20 protein-coding genes and 1 tRNA gene are annotated in these 16,559 nt (G+C 64.8%); 4 read left to right on the top strand and 17 right to left on the bottom strand.

Features of this window, described 5'->3' with window-relative positions:
• Positions 1-68 precede the first annotated feature (68 nt).
• From OG874_RS38525 to OG874_RS38515, 3 genes are all read right to left on the bottom strand, one after another.
• Positions 69-143: transfer RNA gene (locus OG874_RS38525), tRNA-Thr, on the bottom strand.
• Positions 144-271: 128 nt separating this feature from the next.
• A complete protein-coding gene (locus OG874_RS38520; RefSeq protein WP_011207082.1) occupies positions 272-514 on the bottom strand; it encodes an MbtH family protein in 243 nt (80 codons plus the stop codon).
• A gap of 131 nt (positions 515-645) precedes the next feature.
• Entirely contained in the window at positions 646-1,479 is an 834-nt protein-coding gene (locus OG874_RS38515; RefSeq protein ID WP_330257602.1) for an alpha/beta fold hydrolase, read from the bottom strand.
• A gap of 186 nt (positions 1,480-1,665) precedes the next feature.
• On the opposite strand from OG874_RS38515, the gene OG874_RS38510 reads away from it, so the two are divergent.
• Together OG874_RS38510 and OG874_RS38505 are read left to right on the top strand one after the other, a co-directional pair.
• Positions 1,666-1,836: a hypothetical protein gene (locus OG874_RS38510; protein ID WP_330251960.1), complete on the top strand. Its 171-nt coding sequence runs from the start codon at positions 1,666-1,668 to the stop codon at positions 1,834-1,836.
• A gap of 83 nt (positions 1,837-1,919) precedes the next feature.
• Positions 1,920-3,497, top strand: a complete 1,578-nt coding sequence (locus OG874_RS38505; protein WP_330251959.1) for an alpha,alpha-trehalose-phosphate synthase (UDP-forming) — start codon at positions 1,920-1,922, stop codon at positions 3,495-3,497.
• 436 nt (positions 3,498-3,933) lie between these two features.
• Here OG874_RS38505 and OG874_RS38500 read toward each other — a convergent pair whose 3' ends face one another.
• Positions 3,934-4,782, bottom strand: a complete 849-nt coding sequence (locus OG874_RS38500; protein WP_330251958.1) for an oxidoreductase — start codon at positions 4,780-4,782, stop codon at positions 3,934-3,936.
• 61 nt (positions 4,783-4,843) lie between these two features.
• Between OG874_RS38500 and OG874_RS38495 the strand changes: the two genes are divergently transcribed.
• A complete protein-coding gene (locus tag OG874_RS38495) occupies positions 4,844-5,152 on the top strand; it encodes a LysR family transcriptional regulator (protein WP_330251957.1) in 309 nt (102 codons plus the stop codon).
• Between the two features lie 182 nt (positions 5,153-5,334).
• On the opposite strand, the gene OG874_RS38490 is transcribed toward OG874_RS38495, so the two are convergent.
• Positions 5,335-5,556, bottom strand: a complete 222-nt coding sequence (locus OG874_RS38490) for a hypothetical protein (protein WP_330251956.1) — start codon at positions 5,554-5,556, stop codon at positions 5,335-5,337.
• 546 nt (positions 5,557-6,102) lie between these two features.
• Entirely contained in the window at positions 6,103-6,666 is a 564-nt protein-coding gene (locus OG874_RS38485) for an SDR family NAD(P)-dependent oxidoreductase (protein ID WP_330251955.1), read from the bottom strand.
• Positions 6,667-6,726: 60 nt separating this feature from the next.
• On the opposite strand from OG874_RS38485, the gene OG874_RS38480 reads away from it, so the two are divergent.
• Positions 6,727-7,629 carry a LysR family transcriptional regulator gene (locus OG874_RS38480; RefSeq protein ID WP_330251954.1) on the top strand — a complete coding sequence of 301 codons (903 nt, stop codon included), beginning with the start codon at positions 6,727-6,729 and terminating at the stop codon, positions 7,627-7,629.
• A gap of 123 nt (positions 7,630-7,752) precedes the next feature.
• Here OG874_RS38480 and OG874_RS38475 read toward each other — a convergent pair whose 3' ends face one another.
• The 11 genes from OG874_RS38475 to OG874_RS38425 are packed head-to-tail and all read right to left on the bottom strand — an operon-like array spanning position 7,753 to position 16,301.
• Positions 7,753-8,472: a maleylpyruvate isomerase family mycothiol-dependent enzyme gene (locus tag OG874_RS38475; RefSeq protein WP_330251953.1), complete on the bottom strand. Its 720-nt coding sequence runs from the start codon at positions 8,470-8,472 to the stop codon at positions 7,753-7,755.
• A 14-nt stretch (positions 8,473-8,486) separates the two neighbouring features.
• Positions 8,487-9,323, bottom strand: coding sequence for a fumarylacetoacetate hydrolase family protein (locus OG874_RS38470; RefSeq protein ID WP_330251952.1), 837 nt, complete (start codon positions 9,321-9,323; stop codon positions 8,487-8,489).
• A gap of 4 nt (positions 9,324-9,327) precedes the next feature.
• Positions 9,328-10,416 (bottom strand): cupin domain-containing protein, encoded by a 1,089-nt coding sequence (locus tag OG874_RS38465; protein ID WP_330251951.1) that lies wholly within the window; start codon positions 10,414-10,416, stop codon positions 9,328-9,330.
• Positions 10,417-10,431: 15 nt separating this feature from the next.
• On the bottom strand, positions 10,432-11,088 hold the full coding sequence (locus OG874_RS38460) for an MBL fold metallo-hydrolase (RefSeq protein ID WP_330251950.1): 657 nt from the start codon (positions 11,086-11,088) through the stop codon (positions 10,432-10,434).
• A gap of 17 nt (positions 11,089-11,105) precedes the next feature.
• A complete protein-coding gene (locus OG874_RS38455; protein WP_330251949.1) occupies positions 11,106-11,783 on the bottom strand; it encodes a maleylpyruvate isomerase family mycothiol-dependent enzyme in 678 nt (225 codons plus the stop codon).
• Positions 11,773-12,471, bottom strand: a complete 699-nt coding sequence (locus OG874_RS38450; RefSeq protein WP_330251948.1) for a class II aldolase/adducin family protein — start codon at positions 12,469-12,471, stop codon at positions 11,773-11,775. Before OG874_RS38450 ends, OG874_RS38455 begins: the two co-directional genes overlap by 11 nt.
• A gap of 8 nt (positions 12,472-12,479) precedes the next feature.
• Positions 12,480-13,661 carry an FAD-dependent monooxygenase gene (locus OG874_RS38445; protein ID WP_330251947.1) on the bottom strand — a complete coding sequence of 394 codons (1,182 nt, stop codon included), beginning with the start codon at positions 13,659-13,661 and terminating at the stop codon, positions 12,480-12,482.
• Positions 13,662-13,667: 6 nt separating this feature from the next.
• Positions 13,668-14,000 carry an indolepyruvate ferredoxin oxidoreductase subunit alpha gene (locus OG874_RS38440; protein WP_330251946.1) on the bottom strand — a complete coding sequence of 111 codons (333 nt, stop codon included), beginning with the start codon at positions 13,998-14,000 and terminating at the stop codon, positions 13,668-13,670.
• 29 nt (positions 14,001-14,029) lie between these two features.
• Complete coding sequence (locus OG874_RS38435; RefSeq protein WP_330251945.1) at positions 14,030-15,019, bottom strand: NAD(P)/FAD-dependent oxidoreductase; 990 nt, start codon at positions 15,017-15,019, stop codon at positions 14,030-14,032.
• 2 nt (positions 15,020-15,021) lie between these two features.
• A complete protein-coding gene (locus tag OG874_RS38430; RefSeq protein WP_330251944.1) occupies positions 15,022-16,035 on the bottom strand; it encodes a TAXI family TRAP transporter solute-binding subunit in 1,014 nt (337 codons plus the stop codon).
• Positions 16,032-16,301 carry a nickel-binding protein gene (locus OG874_RS38425; RefSeq protein ID WP_330251943.1) on the bottom strand — a complete coding sequence of 90 codons (270 nt, stop codon included), beginning with the start codon at positions 16,299-16,301 and terminating at the stop codon, positions 16,032-16,034. The genes OG874_RS38430 and OG874_RS38425 overlap by 4 nt, the downstream gene beginning before the upstream one ends.
• Positions 16,302-16,559 lie beyond the last annotated feature (258 nt).

The following is a 16,559-nucleotide window of genomic DNA, read 5'->3' as shown; positions in this document are numbered from 1 at the left end:
AGGGTGGTCGGCACGCAATCATGCGCACCGACCACCCTCTTGTGGTGGAGCCCCCTGTCAGGCTCGACTGGAGCCTCCTGTCAGGATTGAACTGACGACCTTTCGCTTACAAGGCGAGTGCTCTACCACTGAGCTAAGGAGGCGGACGGGGGTCTAACTCGAAAAGCGGTGCCAATCATAACCGGGCACGCCAGCTGCGTGACACCGGCTTTACGGTGCCACGCAGTGGCGGTTCAGCAGTGAGCCCCGGCGCAGTATCGGATACCGCGGGTCAGGACTGGGCGCCCTGACGGGCCGCGTCGTCGGCGGCCATCGCGTCACGCAGGCTCTTCGGACGCATATCGGTCCAGTTCTTCTCGACGTACTCGACGCACGCAGCGCGGCTGTCCTCGCCGAATACGACTCGCCATCCGGCCGGGACCTCCGCAAAGGCGGGCCACAGGGAATGCTGCTCCTCGTCGTTCACCAGAACGAAGAAGCGGCCGTCTTCGTCATCGAAGGGGTTGGTGCTCAATTTCACCTCACTGGATACTGGCGCATGTACGGGATCGCCCTTGGCTCATCCAGCACTGTTACAGCGCCGGAAGCTCTCCACGAGCGTTGTGTCGACCCTAGCAAGGCAGACGTTACGTGTTGGCAGTTACCTCAGGCCGCGAAGAAATCGAGCAGGATCTTGTTCACGGCTTCTGGACGCTCGAGATAACCGTAATGCCCCGCATCAGGAACTTCCAGGTAGCGCGCACCGGGAATGGCCTCGGCAACCTCCCTGGACAGATATGGCGGAATCATCCGGTCATCGGCGAATCCGAGCGCGAGGCACGGCACCCTGATGCCGCGATAGGCCTGCACACGGTCGAAATCGTGGTCCATCCGGCGCTGCGCGCGAATGCCCGGTGTCACCGGCCCGCCGGTGAATTCGAACAGATCGAGCCAGTCGCGGGCCGCGGCCGGATCGGCCATGGTCGCGGGCGACATATTCATCACCGCGGTCATCGCCGCCTCGTACTTCGCGGGCAGCTTGACTCCGCTGGCATCGAGTTCGTGCTCGCCGAGCGAGAGCGTCTTCTGAAACTGGTCGAGGCGGCCGTGCGCGGCCATGAACACGGCCTTGCGCACAAGTTGCGGACGCGCCAGCGCGAGTTCCTGAGCCACCCGTGCGCCCATCGAGGTGCCGACCACCAGCGCGGGGCCCTCGGCGAGCAGTTCGATAAGTCCCGCGGTGTCCCCGACCAACTGTTCGAGGGTCATGCCACCGGCCGCCTCGAAGGACGGTTTGATGCCGCGGTTATCGAAGGTGCAGACCCGATATCCCGCCTTGACCAGCGCCGGTACCTGGTGCAATTCCCAGACCCGCCCCGGGCTGCCGGTGCCCATGATCATGACGACCAGCGGTGCCGTGCCCCGCACATCCGTGCCCTTGGCAGGATCGCCCTTGACCTGATAGTTGAGCGAAATTCCGTTCACCGTGGCCAGCGGCATATCGACCCTTTCGTGGAGTTGGTACTGCGTTCCCACGGTATAGGGCGGCGTTTCCGGCGGATAGCCGACGGGTATGCCCGCGCACGTGTCCGAGGTCACCCGTATCCGGGGGCGGCATACCTGCACCGGGGCCAGATACCATTGACTATTCGCACGTACGAGCGTACTAGCCGGGAGGACAACAAGATGGCCGCGAAGAGCAGCGCGAACGACATCGCGGACGACGATCTGGAACCACTCGCCGACGAGACCGCCCGTCAGGCGCAGCGTGTTGTCGCGGCCTACGCGGAGGATGCCGACGAATGCCGGATGCTGCTGTCGATGCTGGGTATCGGGCCCGGCACGCGGGGAGAGTAGCAACCGCGACGTCAACGGCGACGTCGACTGAACCGATAACTTCACCGGGAACAGCGACGCGCAAAGGATGCGTGAGGCACCAGATGACCGAACAGCCGTCCGACGACTCCGACCACGCCCTTCCAGAGACTCCGCCCGAATCAAACACCACGGTGGTCACCTCCGCCTTGGCCGAACCGGACGGAGCGGGCTCCGGCTTCGTTGTCGTCGCCAATCGGCTCCCGGTCGACCTGGAGAAACTGCCCGACGGCACCACCCGCTGGAAGCGCAGTCCGGGCGGTCTGGTGACCGCGCTCGAGCCGGTACTCCGCAATAACAAGGGCTCGTGGGTCGGCTGGGCCGGTGTGCCGAACGTCGATATCGACCCGATCATCGAAGACGGTCTCGAACTGCATCCGGTAACGCTGACCGCGGGCGAAGTCGCCGACTACTACGAGGGCTTCTCCAACGGCACGCTGTGGCCGCTCTACCACGATGTGATCGTGCGCCCGGTCTACGACCGCGCCTGGTGGGCCGCCTACGTCACGGTGAACCGGCGTTTCGCCGAGGCCACCGCGAAGGTCGCGGCCGAGGGCGCGACCGTCTGGGTGCAGGACTACCAGCTGCAACTGGTGCCGAAGATGCTGCGGATGCTGCGCCCCGATCTCACCATCGGGTTCTTCCTGCACATTCCGTTCCCGCCGGTCGAGCTGTTCATGCAGATGCCGTGGCGGACCGAGATCATCGAGGGCCTGCTCGGCGCCGATCTGATCGGCTTCCACCTGCCCGGCGGCGCGCAGAACTTCCTCTACCTGGCCCGCAGATTGGCCGGTCAGCCCACCTCGCGCGGCACCGTCGGCGTGCGCTCGAAACTCGGCGTCGTGCAGGTCGGCTTCCGCACGGTGCGGGTCGGCGCATTCCCGATTTCGATCGCCTCGGCCGAACTCGACGAACATTCGCGCCGCCGCTCGGTCCGCGAACGTGCCGCGAAGATCCGTGCGGAACTGGGCAATCCGAAGAACATCCTGCTCGGCGTCGACCGCTTGGACTACACCAAGGGCATCGACATCCGCTTGGCCGCACTGGAGGAGCTGCTGCTCGAAGGCAGGCTGGATCCCGCCGAGACCGTAATGGTGCAGCTGGCCACCCCGAGTCGCGAACGGGTGGAGAGCTATATCCAGATGCGCGGCGATATCGAGCGCCAGGTCGGCCGGATCAACGGCGAATTCGCCAGGGTCGGCTACCCGGTCGTGCACTACCTGCACCGCCCGATCCCCCGCGACGAACTCATCGCCTTCTTCGTGGCCGCCGACGTGATGCTGGTCACACCGCTGCGCGACGGCATGAACCTGGTCGCCAAGGAATACGTGGCCTGTCACAGCGGCCTCAACGGCGCCTTGGTGCTGAGCGAATTCACCGGCGCCGCAGCCGAATTGCGCCAGTCCTACCTGTGCAACCCACACGATCTGAACAGCGTCAAGGACGCCATCATCGACGCACTGGAGGACGACCGCGACACCCGCCGCCGCCGAATGCGCTCCCTGCGCCGCCAGGTACTCGCCCACGATGTGGACCGCTGGGCGCGCTCCTTCCTGGAGGCGCTGGCCCAAGACCAGGTCGCGGGCAGCGCCCTCCTCACCGACGACGACGTATACCCCGAATCGCGTGCACCCCGCCGCTAACCCCGCCACCACGGAGCGAGTCTCACGAGCGGCCCGTTCGCGGCCCGTCTCGCGTCCGCGCTGAAGGCGCGGTGATCGAACACAGCTCGGACGCGAGACCGAGGCGGCCGCGAACACGCCCCGTCATACGCGCGGCTAATCCAGACAGGGGCTGCTGAGATCTGTCTGCGTCGCGTCCTACGGCGCTGAAGCGAGCTTTCTAGTCGAACGGACCGAGGTACCGCGTGCCACGTCGAGCTGACCTCGGCCAGCGCATTGCGGGCTTCTTTCTCGGTGTCTGGGGAGTTGCGGCCTAGTCTTGGTCTGCCCCCTGGCCAGATCACGATTACCGGTATGCCGCATTCGCGGGCGACGGCCACCACGTCAACTGTGCCGCCGTAGCCGCGCGCTGGTTGCCCATCCCAAACCGCTAGTAGTTCGTCGGCGTTGTCGAGCGTCATCCGAATTGCAGAACTCGGGAGCGCCGGAACCCGGTCTCGCGGGAGGCGTCCTCCCATGCTTCGATGTCGTCCCGGACTTGGTCGAGGTGCGCGAGGATACCGTCGACGGCATCGGCGCCGAGCACCAGTCGCAGTGGCGTGCGGTCGGCGTCGAGGGCAGTGAGCACGAGGGCCGCGCCGCGGGCCGGGTCGCCGGGCTGTTCACCTTCACCTGCGGCGATGACAGCGCGCATGCGGCCGACTGTGCCAGTGTAGTCGGGCAATGCGGGGCTGACCGTGGTGTTGCCTGGCAGGCTGGTGCGGAATGATCCCGGTTCGACGATCATCACCTTGATGCCGAGCGGCCGGGCTTCCCTCGCGAGAGCTTCCGACATGCCTTCGATGGCGAACTTGCCGCCACTGTACGCAGCGAAGCCGGCCCGGGAGGTTTGTCCTCGCAGGCTGCTGACCTGGATGATTGCTCCCGATCGTTGAGCGCGCATATGTGGCAGGACGGCGCGGACGAGCGCGGCAGGCCCGAAGACGTGCAGTTCGAACAGATCTCGCAATTCCGCGTCGGAGGTCTCCTCGAATGATCCGATATGGCTGCGCCCGGCATTGTTGACCAGGACGTCGATGTGGCCATAGCGGGCTGCGATGTCCGCGACAGCGTTCGCGATCGCGATCTGATCGGTGACGTCGAGCCTCAGCGCTTCGACCCGATCCGGGTAGGCGGCGACGAGATCGACCAGGGTTTCCGGTCGTCGTGCGGCCGCGACGACAATGTTCCCGGCAGCGACGGCCGCCTCGGTGATAGCCCGACCGAAGCCGGAATTGGCGCCTGTGACAATCCAGATCTGGTTCATTTCTTCAGCGTGCGACCGGATTCCGGGGTTTGTCCAAGAGCAATCGTGATAACCATTGGTTATGGACGTGCGCGGAAGGGATCTGCGCTACTTCCTGGCTGTCGCGGAAGAGCTCAGTTTCACGCACGCGGCCGAACGGCTCTATTTGTCACAGCCGGCACTGAGCAAGCAGATTCGGGCACTCGAAAGACATTTGGGCACATTACTTTTCACCAGGGATCGACAGCAGGTAACACTCACGCCGGTCGGCGAGGCACTCGTCCCGCACGCATACATGCGGGTTCATCGCGCTGCGCTCCAGTTCCGGAGGCGCGCGGGAGCGCCGCTTCGTCGGAGGTTCACAACGCTTCGCACTCGCCCTGGCCGATGAACTCGGTTACGGCATTCTTCTCGAACAGCCGGTACAGCGTATCGAGCACACCGATGGCATCGTCGTGCATGCCGAGACCATGACCGTGATCGCCGAACGAGCAGTCGTCGCAATGAGTCCCACCCCGGCCGCTCACCCGGATTACCACAGCAACCTATCCGGACAAAGCATGGCGCTGCTGGTCACGGCCCTAGGAACAATCGCTCGCACGGCAGGCGCGGCAGCAGCCGAGAGCACTCGATGATGTCGCGGATCAATTCGATTGTGCACCAATGCTTTCGCTCCCAATCGTGGATCAGATTGCGGGCCGCCACCGCAGTGGCCGTGAAGTCGAAGTCCAGGTCGGCCAGCCAGATCCGCAGGTGCACATCACCTTCGGATGGGAACCATCCTTCCGTAGTCATGGCATATCGCCTCCTCGGGCGCCGTAAGGTAGGTAATCCTGCAGCCGCCAGCCTTCCTCCGGAGTCGCCAGTCGGACGAACACGTCGGGCTCACCAATCACGACTCCGCCTCCACCAGCGGCAAGTCCGCGATCACCCAGCCACCCCGATTCCAGGTCAACCTTTCTGGACGAGGCACTCGCATGCTTGGGCTCCGAGGAAACCATCGCAGCAAATCCTGTCCGACCACTACTCAAAGCTCGCCTTCGAGCAGTTCTCCAAACTCAACGCCATGCTGTATATGACGAATCCAGCGGAGTACTTCAGGACGAGACTTGTGCGTTCAGCACCCGTGCGCCGCTACGCCGAAGCCCTCGGTCACCCGACCGGAAACGTCTCCAGGTCCACGCCGTTGTGAACCACCGCCGACGTCGTTGTCGGGCGATGAAAGTGGTGACACTCTCATCTGGAGGCGAATCCATCCAAAATCGGGTGACCGTGCACTCACCCGATCGAAGGCCAGGTAATGCGGCATTGCATTCCAGCACGACATCTGTGGTCCAGCGTTCAACTGCTCCGATGGGTATGCATGCAGGACGCGGCACCGCCCGCAAGAGCGTCGAGTCCAGCGACGCACGGCTGCCGACGTGGGTAAGCGCACTCTCCTGGTTGACTCACTATCACTGGCCGGGTCGCCGGGCTGTTCTCCGTCAGATGCGGCGATGCCAGCGCGTATGCCGCCGACCGTAGCAGCGTAGGCGGACAATTCGGAGCTGAGCGTGGTGTTGCCGGGCGGGCTGGTGCGGAACGAACCCGGCTCACCCGAAGTTCCGCGTCGGAGGTCTCCTCGAACGCTCCGATATCGCAGCGGCTGGCATTGTTGAGCAGGACGTCGATGTGGCCGTAGCGGGCTGCGATGTCCGCGACAGCGGTCGCGGTCTGATCGGTGACGTCGAGGCTGAGCGCCTCGATCCGATCCGGGTGGGCGGCGACGAGATCTGCCAGGGCTTCGCGTCGCCGCGTGGCTGCGATGGCAATGTTCCCCGCGCCGACTGCCGCCTCGGTGATGGCCCGACCGAAGCCGAAATTGGCGCCTGTGACAATCCAGATCTCGTTCCAGATCTCGTTCATTTCTTCAGCGTGCAGGCGGTTCGGGGGCGTGTCCAAGATCTGTCATGATAACCATTGGTTATGGACCTGCACGGACGCGATCTGCGCTATTTCTTGGCTGTCGCGGAAGAGCTGAACTTCACGCGCGCGGCTGAACGACTCTATGTGTCGCAACCGGCACTGAGCAAGCAAATTCGGGCACTCGAAAGACACTTGGGCGCTCCACTTTTCACTCGGGATCCGCAGCAGGTGATACTCACCCCTGTCGGTGAGGCACTGCTCCCGCACGCACGGACAGTACTGGAGGCACTCGATGCCGCGACCGCGGCGGTGGAGCAAGCGCGAGCGGCCCAGCGAAGCACCCTCGTGATCGGGATGGGTGCCAGCCCGGGGCGCGGCGGACTGCTTCCGGCGGTGCGATCGCGGTTCCTCGCGGCCTACCCCGAAGTCACCTTGAAGTTACGTCAGGTGGGCTGGCAGGACCCGACCGCCGGACTGTCGGACGGCAGCAGCGATCTGGCATACATTCGGCTCCCATTGCCGGATCCGGGGCGCTACGCCACCACAGTGGTATCGGAGGAACCCCGGCTGATCGCGCTGCCTCCCGGACATCAGCTGGCGGGCACGACGGCATTGGACTTCGCGGACCTGCTGAACGAGCCGTTCCTGGCACTGCCGCGCGCGGCAGGACCACTGCGGGACTACTGGCTGGCAATGGAGAAGAGGGCCGGGCGGCCGGTCCGCGTCGGCGCCGAGGTGGCCGGTATCGATGAGGTCAACGAAGCTCTGGCGGCGGGCCTCGGCGTGACCCTGACCGCCGCGGGCGACATCCCGTTGCTCGACCACGGCGGGGTGACTTTCCGCCCGGTCCGCGATCTACCCCCGCTACTTTTTGCGCTCGCCCGCCGCGCAAACGACCAGCGCCCTCTGGTTCGGGCCTATGAGCAGGCGCTACGAGCAGTCCGCGACAGCGACGAGAAATAGGAGCACCCAGTGCCTGCGCAACCGCGCGCATGGGCCAGATCCACGGTGTCGAATGCGGCACGTCCACTACCGCCCATCGGAGCAGCGGATGTGGAACTTGTTGCCAATGGTCACCTTTCGCGTTCAGAGCCAGCTGGGCACGGCAACCGCCGGACCCGTTGTGGTGATACCGATCGCCCCGCGGCCGGTCGCCCAGCGAGTCACCGCGGCAAGCGATCCCGTGATCGTGGTGCCGGTCGGGCTTTCGGGCTGCACCGCGACCGGCGGTCGATCATCGATTCGAAAGGCCAAACCCGTGCCGACATCCCGTTTACGCCAGATACCGACCACATCGTCGAGCAGGCTCTGAGCGATCACGTCGGGGAATACGTCGAAACGACCACCGTTGGCCAGGTCCACCGTGTGAATCCACACCTCACGGCTGCGCATCCACAGTGTCTCCACGGCCGGAACCGAACGGCCATGGACAGTAAAGACTTTCGCATCCCAGGCCGCGTCCGGGAGGTTCCGCCACTTCTCGTCGAGCCGCGCGACCGTGTGGTCGAACAGATTCCGCAGGGCCGCGGGCGACATCGTGGCGCCCTCCTCGATATCCCGCCCGCGTTGCTCGGGCGAGGTGTACATGGGTGTTTCGTTACCCGTTGCCGCCCAGTCGAGCAGATTACCCAGGGCTACCGCGTTGTAACTCACATGCGCGACGAGGTGGCGGCGAGTCCAGCCCTGCAGCAGGGTCGGTTCGCCCAGTTCGGCATCGGTGAGCGCGCCGAGCCGCTCGGTGAAATAGGCGGTGCCACAGCGGGCGAGCAGCGATTGTTCGGTGCGCACGAGATCGTGGAATCCCATCAGCGTCGAGGCTCCTATTTGACGATCGTCTTGTTCCGGACAGTCCCGAGGCCCTCGATGGTGACCTCGACGGTTTCCCCGTTCTGGATGTACACCTCGGGCTTGCGTGCGTGGCCGACACCGCCGGGAGTCCCGGTGCAGATGACGTCGCCTGGTTGCAGGGTGACGATGTGGGAGATGTAGTCGATCAACTCGGCGGGCTCGAATACCAGATCGTCGGTCGTGGTGGTCTGCACCGTACGGCCTTCGAGCTTGGTCTCGAGCGTGCTTCCGAAGGTGTACGAGTCCGTGGTGGTGAGGAAGGGACCGAAGCCCGCGGTCTTCTCGAAGGACTTGCCCTGATCCCATTGCAGGGTGCGGGTTTGGTAGTCGCGCATCGTGTAGTCGTTGATGACCGAGTAGCCGGCGATGTAGGCCTCGGCGTCGGCTTCGTCCACCTGGTAGGCGGTCCTGCCGATGACTACGGCAAGCTCACCCTCCCAATCACATTGCGCCGCTGCGTAGGACGGAACGACGACGTCGTCGTATGGCCCGGTCAGCGCTTCCGGGAACTTGGCGAACAAAGTCGGGTAGGCAGGCAGTTCCCGGCCCATTTCCTTGATATGGGTCGCGTAGTTCAGGCCGACGCAGATGACTTTGCTGGGTTTCGGGACCACCGGGGCGTATTCGGCGCCCGCGAGCACAACCCCTACGCCATCGGCCGCTTCGGCGATGGTCCGCCAATCAGGATCCGCGAGCAGCTCGGACAGATCAGCGAAACCTTCTATGACAGTGGCGAATTCGTCGCTGTCCACACGAACGGCCGCGGTGGCGTTGGCGTTCGCGGCGAGGCGTAGGGTGGCGAGTCGCATCGGATCATGCTCCTTCGGAAATCTGGGTGCGGTCGAAATGCAGGCGTTCGACGATGGGGGCATCGGAGAACATGAACAGGTCCAGGCCGTGGTCGGTGTCGATGGACCATTCCGTCCAGGACGGGACGGCGATCATGTCGCCCTTCCCGATCTCGCAGACCTTGTCCCCCAGTTGGAATCGTCCGGTGCCGTCGAATACCTGGTAGACGGACGAGCCGACGTCACGGCGTGGGCGGGTGCGCGCGCCGGCGCGCAAGCGGTGGAATTCGGCGCGAATGGTCGGCATGACATCGCCGCCGGTGGTGGGGTTGGTGTAGCGCACCGCAGCATGCCCGGGTTCGGTGGTAGCGGCGTGGCCTTCGTCCTCGAGGGCGAGCTGTTCGTGCAGTGCCGCATCGGTGTGTTCCCACCGGTAGGCGGCGATCGGCGAGCTGGTCTTGCTGCCCAATCCGACCAGCGGGCGCAATCCGGGATGCGCCCAAAGTCGTTCTGCGCGTGAGATATCCGGCGTGCCATCGTCGGTGACACCGTCGGAGCCGAATTCGAAGAACCCGGTGTCGGTGTACTTGACGAACGGAATGTCGAGGCCGTCGATCCATGCCATCGGCTGATCGGTCTCATTGTGGTGGCCGTGGAACGCCCAGCCTGGTGTCAGCAGGAAATCGCCGCGACGCATGGCGACCGGATCGCCGTTGACGACCGTCCACACACCTTCGCCCGCCACGACGAATCGGAAAGCGTTCTGCGCGTGGCGATGTTCGGGTGCGGTTTCTTTCGGGCCCAGGTATTGAATGGCGGCCCAGAGCGTCGGGGTGACGTACGGTACGCCACCCAGACCAGGGTTGGCCAGAGCGATGGCCCGGCGTTCTCCCCCACGTCCCACAGGCACGAGATCGCCGGCGCGCTGGGCGATCGGATAGAGCGTGGACCACTTCCAGACGAAGGGAATCGCCTTCGACGCCGGTATCATCGGCATGAGGTCGTTGGTCTGGGTCCAGAGCGGGTTCAGGTGTTCGGCAGCGAAGTCCTGGTAGAGCTGCTCCAGCGCCGGGTCGGGCACGGTCGCGGTGTCGACATTTTCGCTGGTGCTCATAGCTTTCCGCCTTGTTCAGACCGCATGCGCGGTGCCCGGTTCCAAAACGACGAGTTCACAGCCTTCGGGCCCGAGATTCCGCAACAGCTGGTAGTGCAGTTGCTGATGCATCTGAGCGAGTCCGGCCTGGTGGATGGGGATGGCGACGCGAGGCGCAACGCGGCGCAGGAAGTCGATGCCTTCGCCGATCTTCATCCACGGTCCGCCGGCGGGGACGAGCAGCACCTCGATCGCATGCCCTGCGGGGAAGGTCTCGAGGTCGTCGCCGGGATGCAGGACCGATCCGTCGATGATGTAGCCGTTGTTGAGGACGTTCGCCAGCGCGGCGTGAATGCACGCGTGCACGCCGCCGATCACGTCCACGCGTACACCGGCGACCCACAGTTTGTCGCCCGGCTGCACCGTGGTAACGGTCCGGTCGAGACCCGAAAGCAGTGCGGCGCTGGCGGAATCGGCCACGATGTCGGCGGTGGGATTCGCCGCGAGCAGCGTCGTCAATCGGTCGATGTCGATATGGTCGGGGTGGGAGTGGGTAATCAGCACCGCTGTCAGGCCACGGAGTCCTTCGAATCCGGTGGAGTAAGTGCCGGGGTCGATGAGGACGCGGACCTCGGTGCCGGGCGCGGGAATCTCGAGGAGCACGCAGGCGTGCCCGAAGTGGGTGATTTTCATTGTTCTCGTTTCCATGTTCAGAGCCAGCACGGCAGAGCTGGAAGCCTTCCGTCCGGGGTTTCGAGTAGTCCTCCGCCGCTGCGACCGGTCACCCAATCCAGCAGTCCGGCTGGGCTTCCGCTGATCTCGACAGGCGCCGGATAGTTCTCTGGCCGGCTTCGCAATACCTGATCGAATCCGGTCGGCCGCAGCACGAGCGCCGGCCAGTCACCCCGGTGCCGCACCGCTCGTACCGCATCGGCCAGTAGCTCGTCGATCAGATCTGCGGGCAAGTCTTCGAAACGACCACCCAGGTCCACGTGGTGAACGGTGACTTCCCGCAGCCGTAGCCACACCAAGCGGGAGACGGTGACCAATTCCCCTGTGGGAGTGTGGATCAAACGCCCACAGTCGGCGGCGCGCAACCCGGACACCGTTGTGTGGAGCCGCTCCGCCGAGTCGATCGCGTCGGTGATCAGCACCGCGCCGGGCCGGTCCGCACCGGTGTCGACCGTCCATCGCCGACCAGAATCGCGGCCGGTCAGCTGGTTGTTCACGCTGTCGGCGTGGTTCGCCAGGTGGGTGACCAGTGCCCCGGTGGTCCATCCGGGCAGTGTCGACTGCTCGTTGAAATCCGATTCCCAGTACTCGTCGATGGTTTCGAGCAGGCGTTTCGTCTCCGACTCGAGCCAATCGAGGAGCCGATCAGTGGACATCGGCCTGCGCTGCGCGTCTGGCCAGGTACTCCCAGCCGACGCCCAGCTGACCTGGGTTCCAGATCTGATCACGTTTGAAGCGGGTCTCCTGCTCATCCGACCATACCTTCGATCCACCCCCGGCCAGTGCGAGAAGTTGTGTGCGGCAGGCACGTTCGAGCAGTACCGCGAACATGACAGCGGTCGCGGCGTCAGGTCCGACCGTCACCGCACCGTGGTTGGGCATCAAGATGCCGTTCGCGTCACCGAGCGTCTCGGCGAGGGAGCAGCCCAGGTCCCGGGTCGCGATGAGAGCGCCGGTTTTGGTGAAGCGGGGCAGCTGCGGATAGGCGAATGGCACCGCGTCATGCGAAATCGGCTGCAGCTCAACGTCCAGGGAGGCGAAGGCGGCCAGTGCGGGCGCATGGGTGTGCACGACACAGCCCACGTCCGTGCGCCGCGCCATGATCTCGGTGTGGATAGGGAATTCGAGGTGCCGTTTCCCCTCCCCCGTCAGCACAGCGCCTTCGGGCGAGACGAGGTGAACCTTCTCGGCATCGATCTCTTCGAATCCCCAGCCGGATGCCTTGATCCACACGCCTTTACCCTCGGGGTCGCGGACCGAGACGTGGCCCCACACCATATCGCTCAGGCCTGCGAAGGCGAGCGCACCGCTGGCCCGGATCACCTCGTGCACAACGTCGTTCATCAGTACTCCTATCCGACGCGGGTCTGGTAGAGCCAGTCCAGGTCGACGTAGTGGTCGGTGGTGTCGCGGGCGAAGACCCGGTTGCGCAGTTCGCGCAGGATAGGGTCTTCGGTATGCCAGATTTCGCCCCATATGCGGGCGACCGACTGGATCTGGGCGGTGCGCGGAATACGTTCGGCCTGATATGCCGCGAAGGCTTCGTCGACGTCACCGTCGTGCTCGACCATGAACCGGGTGAGGCACTCGGCGTCCTCGATGGCCTGGCAGGCGCCCTGTGCCAGGTATTGCAGCATCGGGTGCGCGGCATCCCCGAGCAGGGTGACCCGTCCGACGGTCCAGTTGGCCAGTGGTGCACGGTCGTACATCGGCCAGCGCTTCTCGCGCTTGAACTGGGAGATGGACCTGCGTACCTGCCCACAGGCGGTGCCGAAGTGCTGGTCGAGCTCGTCGGGGGTGCCCCACTCCTCGGTTCGGGCGATCGCGGGGTCAAAACGATCGCTACGGAACACTGCGACCTGGTTGTACAGGTGGCCACCCCGGATCGGGTACTGCACGAGGTGCTTGTTCGGTCCTATCCAGATGATTTCGTCGTCGTTCTCGACGGGGGCGGTGACCTCGCGCATCGGGAGCGCTCCTCGGTAGGCGACATAGGCCGAGCAGATGGGGTCGTCGTCGGACAACAAGGTGCGGGTTTTGGACCACAGGCCGTCCGCGCCCACGACCGCGTCGCACACGTATTGGGTGCCGTCGGCGAAATCGACCACCACCGTGTTGTTCTCACGGTTCGCGATCCCGGTGACCATCTTGTCGGGCTCGAGGGTGATGTTCGTCTGCGTACGGCAGGCATCGAGCAAGGCGTCGAGCAGATCACCGCGGTGCAGCACCGAGTAGGACTGTCCGTAGCGTTCGACGAACCGGTCCGCGAGATCGACCGTCGCCAGGTGCTCACCGGAGTCGATGTCGAGAAAGACCAGGTTCTTCGGCCGGACCACGATCCGCTCGATGGCGCCGCTCAGCCCGAGCTGATCGAGGATCCGAATCGCGTTGGGCGCCAATTGAATACCAGCGCCGATTTCACCGAACTCCGACGCCTGTTCGACGATATGCACAGCGAAACCCGCCTGTGCCAGAGCCAGCGCGGTGGTCATACCACCGATGCCGCCGCCGATGATCAGAAAGGGAACACGCATGACTTACTACTCCTTGATCCATGAGGCCGCGAGCGGGGTGTCCACACCAATCGCGCCGAGCCCGACCGCGCCGCCGGGGTCGCCGAGGGCTTTTTCGCGCCCGGGTAGCGGTAGCGCGAAGAACGCGGCATTGTCCTGCTGCCAGGTCGGGTCGGTGATGTCCTTGGGGCTCTGGATCGCCGACACCGGGCATTCGGACAGGCAGTTGCCACAGTCGATGCACTCGTTCGGGTTGATGTAACGCTTGGTGAGACCCTCGTAGATGCAGTCCACCGGACACATGTCGACGCAGGAGCCGTCGAGTTCGTTGATGCAGGCGTCGTTGATGACATACGCCATGTCAGGCCTCCTTTCAGGCCGGGGCATCTTCAGGCCACCGGCTGGGGCGACATCTCGGTGGAGTGACCGGGGAACAGGGCTTCTCCGGGCCGCAGCGTCACCGCGATGTTGTTGACGGCCGTGGCTGCCTCGCCGAATCCGACCGCGATCAGTTGCACCTTGCCGGGGTAGGTAGTGATGTCACCGGCGGCGAATACGCGAGATCGGCTGGTGGCCATGGTGGTATCGACTTCGATCTGCTTATCGGTCATGTGCAGCCCCCACTGGGTCAGTGGGCCGAGCGCGGCGATATAACCGAGAGCGGGAATGAGGATGGTGGCGTCGAGTTGCTCGCTGGTGTTATCGACGCAATCGCGGACTGTCACCGCGCGCAGCGAGCCGTTGCCGTGCACCTGCGCGATCTCGCTGTTGATGATCATGCGCGCCGGGGTGGCCGACAGCTGGGCCAGCGCGCTCTCGTGCGCCCGGAAGCGGTTGCGCCGGTGCACAACGGTGACCGAGCGTGCGTGTGAGACAAGGGAATTCGCCCAGTCCACCGCACTGTCTCCGCCGCCGACAACGATCACGTGATCGTTTGCGTACTGCTCGGGCGAGCCTACGACGTATTCGACGCCGCGCCCGGTGAATCCGTCCAGCGCGGGCAGCGGCCGCGGACTGAATCGGCCGATGCCCGCAGTGACCAGGACCGCGCCGGCATGGATACGGGTGCCCGTCGCGGTGGTCATGATCAGCGAACCGTCGGGCTGGTCCTCGAGCGTGGTGGCCTCTTGATTCAGCAGAATGGTCGTATCGGCGGTCGTCGCCTGCTCGACCAGGCGATCGATGAGGTCCCGGCCGCGGACCGCAGGAAAGCCGGCGACGTCGTAGATGAATTTCTCCGGATACAGCGCTGCGGTCTGCCCGCCCAGGTGCGGGAGGCTGTCGACGAGGGCGACACGCAATCCGCGCAGGCCTGCGTAGTAGCAGGCGAATAGCCCAGCCGGACCGGCTCCGGTGATCAGCAGATCTGTTTCGATCATGGTCAGCTCCAGATCAACCCGTCGGCGGCGGGCTCCTCCTGTGCCAGGTCGGCGTACGCTCGCTGCGCGGCCGGATGTAGCGGGACCGGAGTCTTCGCCATCGCGGCCGGATCCAGGGGGTAGCCGACCGGCGTGTGGTCGGGGGCCAGGTGCATGTATTGAGCCTCGAGCGCCTTGCGCTGCTGGACCATGCACCAGGTCGCCAGGTAGGCGATATCGTCGGGCAGATCGTCGCGGCAGAGCACCACCAGATCGGCGAAATCCAGTGTGCGGAGGTCACTTTCGAGACCAGGAAGGTATCCGGCTTCGACAGTGGCCGTGCCCCAGCCGAGTTCGGCGAAGCCGTCGATGACCTCGTCTCCCCAGTCCAGGTAGCGAACCGGCCGTCGGTCGGCGATGCGCTGCCAGACCGGCATCATGATCGCTTCATTGATCAGCACGTTGGCCTGGCCGGTGGTGAACGCGTGGAGTGCGGGGAAAGGCCGCTCCCAGTAGGCGAAACGGGCGCCGTCGGCTACCAGGGTTTCCGGGTCCGCCCCGGCCAGCCGCAACCCGTGATGGGCGGCCATACCGATGGTGTTGATCCCGTCCTCCGCGCAGGTCGCGATGACCAGTTGGTCGGCGACCTTCGCAAGATCGGACATCCTATGCACCGGCAGGCTCGCATCGACCGCGATGACCAGACGGTCACGGTGAGTGATCGAGCCCAGAGCCCGCAGGTTCGGCTGCGGGCCGATCCCGATCGGTCCGCAGCCGTCGAAGACGAGCCGGATGGCCGGGGCCGGGGTCATCACGGTGATGTCGACATCGCCCGCGAGCAGCGCATCAGTCTGATCGCGGCCGCCGCGCCCCGCCCAGGTGGCGAAACGTGAACCGGCACCGGACCTGTCGCCGATCTCCTGGGCCAGCCATCCGCAGATACGGGTCATATTCGCCTGGCCCCAGTCGGCGCGGAACTGCAACGTGATGTCCCGCTCGATCCGAGGTGCGGCCGTCGCCCGCACTCCCGCTGTCATTCCGCGACCAGAGCGCTCAGACCCACCTCATCGAGCGTCAGGTCGATCTCGTTGATGGAGTCGAACGGAAATCCGACCCGCTCGAACTCCTGCTCGACCGACGCCGCGTCGGCCGCCTCGTACAGGGTCACGATGAACCCCGTATCGGTATTGGCTTCCAGCCGCTTGAACGTCGCGTGCACACCCTTGGCTACCTCGGGCCCGAAGCCGGCGACTTCCTCGGCGGACAATCCGGGGGCCTGATGGAGGCTCAGAAAGAAGGGCATATCAATCTCCTAGATTGGTGTCACTATACGGAACACTGTCACCCATAATGACACGTCGTGGGTCACACCGCAAGAAGGTCGCGGCGGTAGCGGCTTGTCCAGTCCGCGCCGAACCGGCCGAAGAAGGGTCCGGCATTGCCGAACTCCACAGACTCTGACGTCGCACACTAAGGAACAATGTTCCATATGGTGCCATTGCGCGCGGGGCGTCACCAGCACTTTGGTTTCACTATGAGAGCCAATGTTCCCTATCGCGAC

Source organism: Nocardia sp. NBC_00565, assembly GCF_036345915.1.
In the GTDB taxonomy this organism is placed as follows: Bacteria; Actinomycetota; Actinomycetes; order Mycobacteriales; family Mycobacteriaceae; genus Nocardia.
Note: the sequence above shows the minus strand (reverse complement) of the source record. Positions and strands in the feature narration are given on the sequence as shown.

What these genes read in the sequence shown, in the direction of transcription:
- OG874_RS38515 (WP_330257602.1), bottom strand. Translation starts at nt 1,479, where the DNA reads ATGCCGCTGGCCACGGTGAACGGAATTTCGCTCAACTATCAGGTCAAG.
- OG874_RS38510 (WP_330251960.1), top strand. Translation starts at nt 1,666, where the DNA reads ATGGCCGCGAAGAGCAGCGCGAACGACATCGCGGACGACGATCTGGAA.
- OG874_RS38505 (WP_330251959.1), top strand. Translation starts at nt 1,920, where the DNA reads ATGACCGAACAGCCGTCCGACGACTCCGACCACGCCCTTCCAGAGACT.
- OG874_RS38500 (WP_330251958.1), bottom strand. Translation starts at nt 4,782, where the DNA reads ATGAACCAGATCTGGATTGTCACAGGCGCCAATTCCGGCTTCGGTCGG.
- OG874_RS38495 (WP_330251957.1), top strand. Translation starts at nt 4,844, where the DNA reads ATGGACGTGCGCGGAAGGGATCTGCGCTACTTCCTGGCTGTCGCGGAA.
- OG874_RS38490 (WP_330251956.1), bottom strand. Translation starts at nt 5,556, where the DNA reads ATGACTACGGAAGGATGGTTCCCATCCGAAGGTGATGTGCACCTGCGG.
- OG874_RS38485 (WP_330251955.1), bottom strand. Translation starts at nt 6,666, where the DNA reads ATGAACGAGATCTGGAACGAGATCTGGATTGTCACAGGCGCCAATTTC.
- OG874_RS38480 (WP_330251954.1), top strand. Translation starts at nt 6,727, where the DNA reads ATGGACCTGCACGGACGCGATCTGCGCTATTTCTTGGCTGTCGCGGAA.
- OG874_RS38475 (WP_330251953.1), bottom strand. Translation starts at nt 8,472, where the DNA reads ATGGGATTCCACGATCTCGTGCGCACCGAACAATCGCTGCTCGCCCGC.
- OG874_RS38470 (WP_330251952.1), bottom strand. Translation starts at nt 9,323, where the DNA reads ATGCGACTCGCCACCCTACGCCTCGCCGCGAACGCCAACGCCACCGCG.
- OG874_RS38465 (WP_330251951.1), bottom strand. Translation starts at nt 10,416, where the DNA reads ATGAGCACCAGCGAAAATGTCGACACCGCGACCGTGCCCGACCCGGCG.
- OG874_RS38460 (WP_330251950.1), bottom strand. Translation starts at nt 11,088, where the DNA reads ATGAAAATCACCCACTTCGGGCACGCCTGCGTGCTCCTCGAGATTCCC.
- OG874_RS38455 (WP_330251949.1), bottom strand. Translation starts at nt 11,783, where the DNA reads ATGTCCACTGATCGGCTCCTCGATTGGCTCGAGTCGGAGACGAAACGC.
- OG874_RS38450 (WP_330251948.1), bottom strand. Translation starts at nt 12,471, where the DNA reads ATGAACGACGTTGTGCACGAGGTGATCCGGGCCAGCGGTGCGCTCGCC.
- OG874_RS38445 (WP_330251947.1), bottom strand. Translation starts at nt 13,661, where the DNA reads ATGCGTGTTCCCTTTCTGATCATCGGCGGCGGCATCGGTGGTATGACC.
- OG874_RS38440 (WP_330251946.1), bottom strand. Translation starts at nt 14,000, where the DNA reads ATGGCGTATGTCATCAACGACGCCTGCATCAACGAACTCGACGGCTCC.
- OG874_RS38435 (WP_330251945.1), bottom strand. Translation starts at nt 15,019, where the DNA reads ATGATCGAAACAGATCTGCTGATCACCGGAGCCGGTCCGGCTGGGCTA.
- OG874_RS38430 (WP_330251944.1), bottom strand. Translation starts at nt 16,035, where the DNA reads ATGACAGCGGGAGTGCGGGCGACGGCCGCACCTCGGATCGAGCGGGAC.
- OG874_RS38425 (WP_330251943.1), bottom strand. Translation starts at nt 16,301, where the DNA reads ATGCCCTTCTTTCTGAGCCTCCATCAGGCCCCCGGATTGTCCGCCGAG.